Raw genomic sequence first — 9,729 nt, forward strand, 5'->3', positions numbered from 1 at the left:
GGGCTCCCCATGAAAAAGGCGTCCGCCTTTTTCATGGGAACCCGGGGTGGGGTTACTGGCGGCACGTCCGCTGTTTATATACACCTTCCCCGCTACCGTGTATGTAAACGTAGGGTGGGGCTTGCCCCACCACGAGCGACACGATTACGGGAACAAACGTGCAAAATCCCGCCATCCTGCCTCTCCCCCTGTGGGGGAGAGGACGGGTTACCATGAAAAAGGCGTCCGCCTTTATTCATGGGAACCCGGGGTGGGATTACTGGCGGCACGCCCGGTGTCCGTTGCATCCGCCGACCCACAACCGCATCCGTAGGATGGGGCTTGCCCCACCGTAAAAAACTGATGCTTTGTCATGGTGGGCCAAGACCCACCCTACCTCTGTTTACACACACCACAAACCCAGGAACCCCCATGCCCAACCTCAACCAGCACGCGCCCTTGCGCTTCATTACCGCCGGCAGCGTCGATGACGGCAAATCCACCCTCATTGGCCGCCTCCTCTACGACAGCAAGGCACTGCTTGGCGACCAGCTCCGCCAAATCGAAGCCGCCGAAGCCGACGGCAACCCCGACTTCTCCGCCCTGACCGACGGCCTCGAAGCCGAACGCGAACAAGGCATCACCATTGACGTCGCCTACCGCTACTTCAGCACCGCACGGCGCAAATACATCATCGCCGACACCCCCGGCCACGAACAATACACGCGCAACATGGTCACCGGCGCCTCCACCGCGCACGCCGCCGTCCTCCTGCTCGACGCCTCGCAACTCGACTACCGCCAAACCCCGCTGCAACTCTTGCCGCAAACCAAACGGCACAGCGCCATTCTCCGCCACCTGCGTTGCCCGCACATCATCGTTGCCATCAACAAAATCGACCTGCTTGACTACGACGAAGGCAAATACCGCGCCATCACCGCCGCCTACGACACGCTCGCCGCGCAGCTTGGACTCAATGACGTCCACTACATTCCCATCTCTGCCCTGCACGGCGACAACATCGTCCACAAAAGCGAACACACCCCGTGGTACACGGGCGACACCCTGCTCGCCACCCTCGAAGCGCTGCCCGCCGGCGAAGGCATCAGCGACGCGCCTGCCGCCTTCCATTTTCCGGTGCAAAACGTGCTGCGTGCCGACGGCGACAAACAGGACGACTTCCGTGGCTACCAGGGGCGGATAGAGGCGGGCAGCGTCCGCGTCGGCGACCGCGTCCGCGTTGAACCAGCCGGACAAGAAAGCAGCGTGCGCGAAATCATCGGCGTCAATGGCAGCGTTGAGAGCGCCAGCGTCGGCGAAAACATCACCCTGCGCCTTGCGGATGACATTGACATCTCGCGCGGCGACACCCTGCTTGCCGCTGCCAACCCGCACGGCGGCCAACGCGAACTGCGCGCGACGCTGTGCTGGTTCGACCAGCGCCCGCTCAACCCGGCGCGCAAATACCTGCTCAAACACACCACCCGCACCGTTGCCGCGAAAATCCGCCGCGTCGAACACGTCTGGGACGTGCATACCTTAAGCAACTACGCCGACCGCGATACACTTGCGATGAACGACCTCGGCGAAGTCAGCCTCGTGCTGCAACAACCCGTCGCCGCCACCGCTTACGCGGCAAACCCGGCCACCGGCGCGTTCATATTGATAGACGACGCCAGCAATCAAACGGTTGCCGCCGGGATGATACTGGCGTAACCGCTTCCGTTACCGCTCACACGCCCCCCGACGGCGGCTGACAATGAACTCCGGTGCGATGCAGACCGCGCAGTCATTGGCAAATGTCTGCTGCATCCGGTGGCCGTTGTTCTCATAAACAACGCAGACCGGATCCAGCGTCGCCGGGCAGGCGCGGCTGGCGCAGCCGCTGTCGCCGATGGGCTTTGGCTGCGCAATGGCGAGCGGGGTATCCAAAAACGGCCTGGGCGCATGGCAGGCGGCGAGCGATAACGCGAGCGCCGATAAAATCACGGCTTTCATTGTTTGAGAAACCCCTTGCTTTGCAAAAACGGCAACATGTGCGACCGCACCGGCCCATTTAACGTTTTGCGAATACTGTAAAGCCAGTCGCGTTCCTCGCCCATGCGGTTTTGATAATAAGCACGCAATTCGGCGTCATATTGTGCGAGTGCCTGCGCATCCGGCTCACGATAGCGGTTTTCAAAAAACATCAGCGAATGCGGTAGGCGCGGTTTTGGCGGCGGATTTTGCGCGGGATAACCCAAACACAAACCCAGCAGCGGCACGCAATAATCCGGCAATCCCACCAATTCGCTGACCGCTTCAATATCATTGCGTAGCGCGCCAATAAAAACGCCGCCCAAGCCCAATGATTCCGCCGCTAGCAAGATATTCTGCGCCATAATGCCGGTATCCATCGCTCCAATTAAAGTGACTTCTGCCCAATCCAATTGGGCGGAGGGTAACAGCACCTTTGCCTTGTGAAAATCCATACAGAACAACAGAAACTCGGCGCAATCGGTGACATAGGCCATATCACTCGCCGCGCGGCGAATCCCGGCGCGAATCTCTGGGTCGGTAATGCGGATAATAGAAACGCATTGCAGATGATTGGAAGTGGAAGCCATCCGCCCGGCATCAATCAATGACGCCAGCATTTCCGGCGCGATTGGCTGCGACGTGAATTTGCGAATGGAACGGTGGGCGAGGGCGGTCGCCAAAGCGGGATTGCTGTTCATAAAAACTCCATGCGAAAGAAAGCGGCAATATACGCGCAAACGCGCGCCGCTGCTATACTGACGCCTTTAACGGAGATTGCCATGAACATCACCCTCTACCACAACCCGCGCTGCTCCACCTCGCGCAACGCCCTTGCCCTCTTGCGCGAACGCGGTATCGAGCCACACATCATTGACTACCTGAAAACCCCGCCGACGCGCGACGCATGGGCGGCACTCATCACCCGCAGCGGCTTGCCGGTACGCGATTTCTTGCGGCAAAAAGAAGCGCTCTACCACGAATTGCAACTGGACAATCCGGCAATGAGCGATGCGGCGCTGCTTGATGCACTCACCACCCATCCGCAATTATTCAACCGCCCGGTCGCCAGTAGCGATAACGCGGTGCGTATTTGTCGCCCGGCGGAACGGGTTCTGAAATTACTGGATTAAGGGAATACCGCCATGTTGCAAATTATTGACGATGCAGAAACACTCGCCGCCGCACAATCCTTGTTCAAAGAAAAAATCATCGCCGCATTGCCGCAAACCATTCGCTGCACCGTTGCCGGAATAGGCGGTGGCTTTGAAACAGAAGTGCATTATTCACCGGAATTGGATTTATGGTACGCGCAGCAAATACAGGAGAAAAAATGCTGGAACGGTTTTGGCATCGGCGCGCCCGTTGTGGGTAAAAAAGTCGCACTCGCCGCAGAAATCAATTTCCCGGCGGACGGCATTAACCGCGCCTTGTCTGGCGCTTTCGCCCGCGATGAAGACGGGCGTATTTTCGTCTTGCATCGTGGCAAAATCCGTGGCGGCAAAGCGCTGTTTTTCCGCTATTACTATGGCAAAGTCGCGAGAGCCGATGACGGCGGCAAAACAGATGATTTTGCGCTGATTGCCGCGCTGGATGCGGCGGATTTCGCCGACAAACTCGCTGCCTTTGTGCGGCAAATTCTCGCGATTAAGACGGCGGCGAAAGCGCATTAAGCAGAATGGTGTGCAGTCATAAAAAAATACCGGCATTGCGCCGGTATTTTTTACGCCAAGTGCGCCGTGTCCAGTGCTGGGTCGCTTGCCCGCACCAGCCAACGCGGGCGGGCGGCGAGGATGCGCGGGTAAACGGGGCAATCGGGCTGGTGGGCGCCGGGCAGGTAGCCGCTGCTCATCAGAAACTCGCCGGTGATTTCGCCGCCGGTGAAGGTGAAGGTTTTTTTGAACAGCTTGACCCAGGTAGCCTTGTCCGGCGCGGTTTGCACGTCCAGCCAGGCGCGGAAACTGCCATGCTCCGCCTGCAACTGCTGGATAACACGGGCATTTTTGATGGACGCATTGATTTTCAGGCGATTGCGGATGATGCCGGGGTCGGCGAGGAGGCGGGCGGTGTCGGCCTCGCCATAGGCGGCGACGGTGGCGATGTCAAAGCTGTTGTAGGCGCGGTGCAGGTTGTCCGCCTTGCGCAGGATGGTCTCCCAGCTTAGCCCCGCCTGGTTGATTTCCAGCACGAGGCGCTCAAAGAGGCGATTGTCGTCGGCAAGGGGGAAGCCGTATTCGTGGTCGTGGTAGCGGCGATGCGGGTTATCCGGCGGCAGATCGGCACAGTAGGCGCAGTAGTTCATGCGTCGAGGCGGGCGAGGAAGTCGGCGAAATGGCGGCAGAGCAGCGCCAGCTCGTCCGGCTGGTAAAAGAGGTGTCCGGCGGGGACGAGGTGCAGGGTCGCGCCCGCCTCTTTGGCATAGCGCACCGAGTATTCGTAGAGAATGACGTCATCATCCCAGCCGTGGACGATTTCGGTCGGGCTGATGGTTGGATAGCTTTTCACTTGATAGCGCGGCGCGTACAGCGCGGGCGCGACGAGAAAGAGGCCGCGCACTTTTTCCGGGTGGGCGGCGGCGGCAAGCATCGCGGTGTAGCCGCCCATGCTGAAGCCCATCAGCACGACGGGTTCCGACTCGGCGGCGACCAGCGCGGTCAGGCGCGCGCTGCGCAGTTCCGGGTCTTCGCTGTCGGTGTCGTTGATGCAGTGGGTGTCGTGACCGGCGCGCTTGGCGGTGCGCGCGAGGTGGAAGATTTCTTTGCTGTGCTGCGAGCCGCCACGGCCGTGGGCGAGGTAGATTTTCATGGGTGATTGCTTAAAGGATGCCTCCGATTCCGCCCAAACCCAATAATGCCAGGAACAGGCGGCGCGAAAGCAGGAAAACAAAAAAGAGGATTATGTTGGCACTGCGGCTCTGTTGCAGATTCCATCTGCTCGTGGGCGAGAAGATTTTGCTGCGATAGACAAGCCAAAACAGCAATAGATAAGAAAGCATACAGAAGGCGAGTAACACCCATATGATGTCATGCAGATTGTGTAGCAGAGCGTATGGGGAAATATATTTCGAAGGGAATGCGAATGCGCAAAGTCCGAAAATCATCATTAAATCCAGCATAAACAGGAATGGGAGAATTTCATACTTTTTGATCATGGCATTGCCGCTATTGCCGTAGAGAAAGCAATAATAAAAAAGCGGGAAATGAGGAAAAACACCATCATAAACAGGCGAAAAGCAGTATGGTTGGCTATTACGCCGCCGCGTTTTCCCATAAATATCTCGAAGATACAAATAATCAGCGCCATTACAAGATAGCTCGCAACGAATCCCATAACGAGGAATACGACAATGCTATATCCTTCTTTAAAGGCATAGGATAACGGCTCATTGATGAAAGGGATAAGCGCCAAAAAATAAATATCCATCAGCAGAAAGAAAGCGAGAATGGCGTAGGGATTTTTGTGATGGGCGGGCTGCATGTTTTATGGAAGATGGTTGGCGCTTTTATACATACAGGGTAGCGACTAAGGTGTATGTATAAATGGCGGGGTCAGCCGTTGGGGCGGAGGGCTTTGCCGAGTTTGTCGAGGGTGGCGTTGATGTATTTGTAGCTGTCTGCCGCGCCGAATTGTTTGGCAAGCTCTACCGCTTCGTTGATGGTGACGGTGGGGTGGATGTCGAAGCGTTCGATCAGTTCGTACACGCCAATCCAGAGGATGCCGCGCTCTACCGGGTCGAGGGTGCTGGGGCGGCGGTGGGTGTGTTCGGCAACGCGGGTGTCGTAGAGGTCGCGTTTTTCGCTGATGGTGTCAAAGGCGGCGTTGAAGTAGTCGTCGTCAATGTCGCCGGTTTTGGGATCGACGAGGCGGTTGCGGCGCACGCTCCACGGGTCATCGCCGCTCATTTGCCATTGGTAGAGGGCTTGCAGGAGTTGGCGGCGGGCGCGGCTGCGTTGTTCGATGGCCTGGCGTTTGAGGTTTTTCATGGGTGTTCCGTTGTGTGTGTGTTCGTTTTTAGAGACCGTTTGTTGTTCGTTTGGGGCGTGGGCGCTACGCGATTTTCCGTCCCCGCCTGCTCGCTCCCGCTTCGCAGGAAGGACGGTAGTGGCTTTTATGAAGTTGCCCCCGCAAGCGGGGGCTGGGTTTTGTGTTGTTTATGCGATAGCGGGGTGTGCAGACAAACCCCACCCCCGTCCCCTCCCCCACAGGGGGAGGGGGGAATGGCTGCGGTCGCTGGCGCGGTTGTTTGCTGCCCCACCCCGACCTTTTCCCACAGGGGAGGGGGCTTGTCGGAGATCAGCTTTGGCGTGTCGTTAATGCGTTTTGTATGTGGTCGCTTCACACCCCCTCTCTGACCCTCCCCCGCTGCGCAGGGGAGGGGAATTTTGTTTAGCCGATTTGGCGCAGCAGGCTGACCATTTCGATGGCGACTTGTGCGGCTTCCGCGCCTTTGTTGCCCGCTTTGGTACCGGCGCGTTCTACGGCCTGTTCGATGCTGTTGGTGGTGAGTACGCCGTTGATGACCGGGATGTCGTGGCTGAGTGCGACGTGGCTGAGTGCCTTGGCACTTTCACCGATGACGATGTCGAAGTGGGCGGTCGCGCCTTTGATGACCGCGCCGAGGGCGATGATGGCGTCGTAGCGACCGGTGGCGGCAAGGCGTTGCGCGGCGATGCCGAGCTCAAGCGCGCCGGGGACGTAGGCGACGTCGATGTTGGAGAGGTCGGTGCCGTGGCGTTTGAGGGTGTCAATGGCGCCGGCTTCGAGTTTGTTGACGATGAAGTCGTTGAAGCGCGAGCAGATGATGGCGTAACGCGCGTTTTCGAGGATGTAGTCGCCTTCGAGGCGGTTGACTTGGTAGGTCATGGGGTGTCCTTGTGTTGTTGAATGGGGTTGGGGATGGTCTTGGGTGGGGAAAGTTTTAGCCCTCACCCCAACCCCTCTCCCAAAGGAAGAGGGGCTTTTTGTTCGTTATTCCGTCAGGTATTCGCTTACTTCCAGTTGGTAGCCGGAGATGCCGGTGAATTTGTACGGTGCGGAGAGCAGGCGCATTTTGCCGACGCCCTGGTCGATGAGGATTTGTGCGCCGATGCCGTAGGTGCGCAGGTCTTGTTCTTGCGGGCGTTTCGGCGGCGGGTTGTTGTGCGAGAAGGCGACCATGCGGCTGATGATGTCGTTGTGGCTTTGCGCGTCGTCCAGCACGACGATGATGCCGTCCGGCTCTTGTTCGAGGCGTTGCAGGGCTTCTTGCAGGGTGTGGGTGCGTTCGTTCAGGTTCGCGTGGAAGAGGTCGCCAAGGGTGTTTTGGACGTGGACGCGGACGAAGGTCGGGCGCGCCGCCTGGATGTGGCCTTTTGTGAGCGCGTAGTGCAGGCGGTCTTTGTCGTAGATGCTTTGGTAGGCGGTGAGGGTGTAGTTGCCGTAGGCAGTCGGCAGTTCGCATTGGGCGATGCGGGCGATGGTTTGTTCGCGGGCGAGGCGGTATGCGATGAGGTCGGCGATGGTGCCGATTTTGATGTCGTGTGCGGCGGCGAATTGTTCGAGTTCGGGGCGGCGCGCCATGGAGCCGTCTTCTTTGAGGATTTCGACGATGACGGCGGCGGGCTCAAGTCCGGCGAGGCGGGCGAGGTCGGTGCTGGCTTCGGTGTGTCCGGCGCGGGTGAGGACGCCGCCTTCACGGGCGACGATGGGGAAGATGTGGCCGGGCTGGACGAGGTCTTCTGGGCGCGCATCTTTGGCGGTGGCGGCGAGGATGGTGCGGGCGCGGTCGGCGGCGCTGATGCCGGTGGTGACGCCTTCGGCGGCTTCTATCGAGACGGTGAAGGCGGTGTGGTAGGGCGAGTTGTTGCGCCGCGATTGTGGCCAGAGTTTGAGCTGGTCGTTGCGCGCCTGGGTGATGGTGAGGCAGACGAGGCCGCGCCCGTATTTGGTCATGAAGTTGATGGCTTCGGGGGTGATGTGTTCGGCGGCGATGACGAGGTCGCCTTCGTTTTCGCGGTCTTCGTCGTCCATGAGGATGACCATTTTGCCGGCGCGGATGTCGGCGATGATTTCCGGGGTGCTGTTCAGGGGCATGGGTTCAGTATCCGTGTTTTTGCAGGGTTTCGAGGGTGAGGCCACCGCTTTGTTGTGATGCGTTGAGCAGGCGTTCGAGGTAGCGGGCGATGAGGTCCACTTCGAGGTTGACCGCGTCGCCGGGTTGCAGCGCGCCGAGGGTGGTGCGGCTCATGGTGTGCGGCACGATGTTGACGCTGAAGTGGTTGGCATTGACTGCGTTCACGGTGAGGCTGACGCCGTTCACGGTAATCGAGCCTTTGGCGGCGATGTAGCGGGCGAGCGGCGCGGGGGCGGCGAAGGTAAGGCGTTCGCTGCGCGCGTCGGCTTCGCGGGCGAGCAGTTCGCCGACGCCATCGACGTGGCCGCTGACGAGGTGGCCGCCGAGCGGGGTGGCAAGGGTCAGCGCGTATTCGAGGTTGACCGCGTCGCCGGGTTGCAGCGCGCCGAGGGTGGTCAGGCGCAGGGTTTCGTGCGAGACGTCGGCGCTGAAGTGGTCGGCGCCGAGCGCAACGGCGGTGAGGCAGACGCCGCTGACGGCGATGCTGTCGCCGAGGGCGCAGCGGCTGAAGTCAAAGGTGGGGGAGGCGATGGTGAGGGTGCAGTCGTCGCCGTGGTCGGCGCGGCGTTGCAGGGTGCCGGTGGTTTCTATGATGCCTGTGAACATGGTTTTTCCGGGGTGAGGCGCAGGCGCAGGTCGGCGCCGATGCGGGTGCTGTCGTCAATGTGGACGCGCATTTTATCAGAGAGGTGTTGTAACGGCGGCAGTTGCAGCAGTTCGCGCGCGCCGCTGCCGAGCAGGCAGGGGGCGAGATAGAGCAGGATTTCGTCGGCGAGGTTTTGCTGGATGAAGGCGCCAGCGAGCGAGGCTCCGGCTTCGACGAAGGCGTTGTTGATGCCGCGTGCGCCCAGTTCGTCCAAAAGCGCGGGCAGCGGCACGCGGCCATTTTTCAGCGGCAGGCGCAGCCATTCGGCGTGGGCGGGGTAGTTCGGCGCGCGCGCGTTCATGCCGCAGGCGATGAGGATGGGGCTCAGGTCGTCAAAGAGGGCGGCGTCGCGCGGGGTGCGCAGGCGGCTGTCGATGATGACGCGCAGCGGCGGTTGGCTCGGCAGTTCGGTCGGGTAGCGCGCGGTGAGGTGGGCGTTGTCGTGGAGGATGCTGCCGGTACCGGCGATGATGGCGTCGGCGGCAAGGCGGTGGTAGTGGACGTCGGCGCGTGCCGCTTCGCCGGTGAGCCATTGGCTTTCGCCGTTGGCCAGCGCGGTTTTGCCGTCAAGCGAGGCGGCGAGTTTGAGGGTGACGAAAGGTCGCCCCGTGGTGATGCGGCGGAAAAATCCCCGGTTGAGCCGCTGGGCTTCTTCTTCGCAGACGCCTTCGGTGACGGCGATGCCTGCCGCTTGCAGGCGGGCAATGCCCTGCCCGGCAACGAGCGGGTTCGGGTCGCGGCAGGCGACGACGGCACGGGCGATGCCCGCGGCAATCAGCGCGTCGGCGCAGGGCGGGGTGCGTCCCTGGTGCGCGCAGGGCTCAAGGGTGATGTAGGCGGTGGCGCCGCGTGCTTTCTCGCCCGCTTCTCGCAGCGCGTGGGCTTCGGCGTGTGCCTCGCCCGCGCGGACGTGCCAGCCTTCGCCGACGGCTTCGCCGCCTTTGACGAGGACGCAGCCGACGCGCGGGGTCGGCGC

Annotated in this window: 14 protein-coding genes; 3 read left to right on the forward strand and 11 right to left on the reverse strand. The window is 60.7% G+C overall.

Annotated elements, in window-relative coordinates; translation table 11 throughout:
• The first annotated feature begins 411 nt into the window (after positions 1–411).
• Positions 412–1,695, forward strand: a complete 1,284-nt coding sequence (locus tag Q0349_RS06320; RefSeq protein WP_298080029.1) for a GTP-binding protein — start codon at positions 412–414, stop codon at positions 1,693–1,695.
• A 9-nt stretch (positions 1,696–1,704) separates the two neighbouring features.
• Here Q0349_RS06320 and Q0349_RS06325 read toward each other — a convergent pair whose 3' ends face one another.
• Both Q0349_RS06325 and nfsA read right to left on the reverse strand, forming a co-directional pair.
• Positions 1,705–1,977, reverse strand: a complete 273-nt coding sequence (locus Q0349_RS06325; protein WP_298080030.1) for an alkaline protease — start codon at positions 1,975–1,977, stop codon at positions 1,705–1,707.
• Positions 1,974–2,696 (reverse strand): oxygen-insensitive NADPH nitroreductase, encoded by a 723-nt coding sequence (nfsA, locus tag Q0349_RS06330; RefSeq protein ID WP_298080031.1) that lies wholly within the window; start codon positions 2,694–2,696, stop codon positions 1,974–1,976. Before nfsA ends, Q0349_RS06325 begins: the two co-directional genes overlap by 4 nt.
• An 81-nt stretch (positions 2,697–2,777) precedes the next feature.
• Between nfsA and arsC the strand changes: the two genes are divergently transcribed.
• Positions 2,778–3,128, forward strand: a complete 351-nt coding sequence (arsC, locus tag Q0349_RS06335) for an arsenate reductase (glutaredoxin) (protein ID WP_298080032.1) — start codon at positions 2,778–2,780, stop codon at positions 3,126–3,128.
• Between the two features lie 12 nt (positions 3,129–3,140).
• Positions 3,141–3,668 carry a restriction endonuclease gene (locus tag Q0349_RS06340; protein ID WP_298080033.1) on the forward strand — a complete coding sequence of 176 codons (528 nt, stop codon included), beginning with the start codon at positions 3,141–3,143 and terminating at the stop codon, positions 3,666–3,668.
• A 50-nt stretch (positions 3,669–3,718) separates the two neighbouring features.
• On the opposite strand, the gene Q0349_RS06345 is transcribed toward Q0349_RS06340, so the two are convergent.
• The 9 genes from Q0349_RS06345 to ribD all read right to left on the reverse strand — a co-directional run.
• On the reverse strand, positions 3,719–4,297 hold the full coding sequence (locus Q0349_RS06345; RefSeq protein ID WP_298080034.1) for a DNA-3-methyladenine glycosylase I: 579 nt from the start codon (positions 4,295–4,297) through the stop codon (positions 3,719–3,721).
• Positions 4,294–4,800 (reverse strand): alpha/beta fold hydrolase, encoded by a 507-nt coding sequence (locus tag Q0349_RS06350; RefSeq protein WP_298080035.1) that lies wholly within the window; start codon positions 4,798–4,800, stop codon positions 4,294–4,296. Before Q0349_RS06350 ends, Q0349_RS06345 begins: the two co-directional genes overlap by 4 nt.
• A 10-nt stretch (positions 4,801–4,810) precedes the next feature.
• The gene (locus Q0349_RS06355) at positions 4,811–5,146 is read right to left on the reverse strand and encodes a hypothetical protein (RefSeq protein ID WP_298080036.1); all 336 of its coding nucleotides are present in this window, start codon (positions 5,144–5,146) and stop codon (positions 4,811–4,813) included.
• A complete protein-coding gene (locus Q0349_RS06360; RefSeq protein WP_298080037.1) occupies positions 5,143–5,472 on the reverse strand; it encodes a hypothetical protein in 330 nt (109 codons plus the stop codon). The genes Q0349_RS06355 and Q0349_RS06360 overlap by 4 nt, the downstream gene beginning before the upstream one ends.
• Positions 5,473–5,543: 71 nt before the next feature.
• On the reverse strand, positions 5,544–5,978 hold the full coding sequence (nusB, locus tag Q0349_RS06365) for a transcription antitermination factor NusB (protein ID WP_298080038.1): 435 nt from the start codon (positions 5,976–5,978) through the stop codon (positions 5,544–5,546).
• 403 nt (positions 5,979–6,381) lie between these two features.
• A complete protein-coding gene (gene ribE / locus Q0349_RS06370; RefSeq protein ID WP_298080039.1) occupies positions 6,382–6,858 on the reverse strand; it encodes a 6,7-dimethyl-8-ribityllumazine synthase in 477 nt (158 codons plus the stop codon).
• A 105-nt stretch (positions 6,859–6,963) separates the two neighbouring features.
• Positions 6,964–8,067, reverse strand: coding sequence for a bifunctional 3,4-dihydroxy-2-butanone-4-phosphate synthase/GTP cyclohydrolase II (gene ribBA / locus Q0349_RS06375; RefSeq protein ID WP_298080040.1), 1,104 nt, complete (start codon positions 8,065–8,067; stop codon positions 6,964–6,966).
• A gap of 4 nt (positions 8,068–8,071) precedes the next feature.
• Positions 8,072–8,713 carry a riboflavin synthase gene (locus Q0349_RS06380; RefSeq protein ID WP_298080041.1) on the reverse strand — a complete coding sequence of 214 codons (642 nt, stop codon included), beginning with the start codon at positions 8,711–8,713 and terminating at the stop codon, positions 8,072–8,074.
• Positions 8,695–9,729: bifunctional diaminohydroxyphosphoribosylaminopyrimidine deaminase/5-amino-6-(5-phosphoribosylamino)uracil reductase RibD (ribD, locus tag Q0349_RS06385; RefSeq protein ID WP_298080042.1), on the reverse strand; the 1,035-nt coding region annotated here is incomplete at its 5' end. The genes ribD and Q0349_RS06380, both read right to left, overlap by 19 nt.

The sequence above is a fragment of the uncultured Cardiobacterium sp. genome, assembly GCF_938028185.1.
In the GTDB taxonomy this organism is placed as follows: domain Bacteria; phylum Pseudomonadota; class Gammaproteobacteria; order Cardiobacteriales; family Cardiobacteriaceae; genus Cardiobacterium.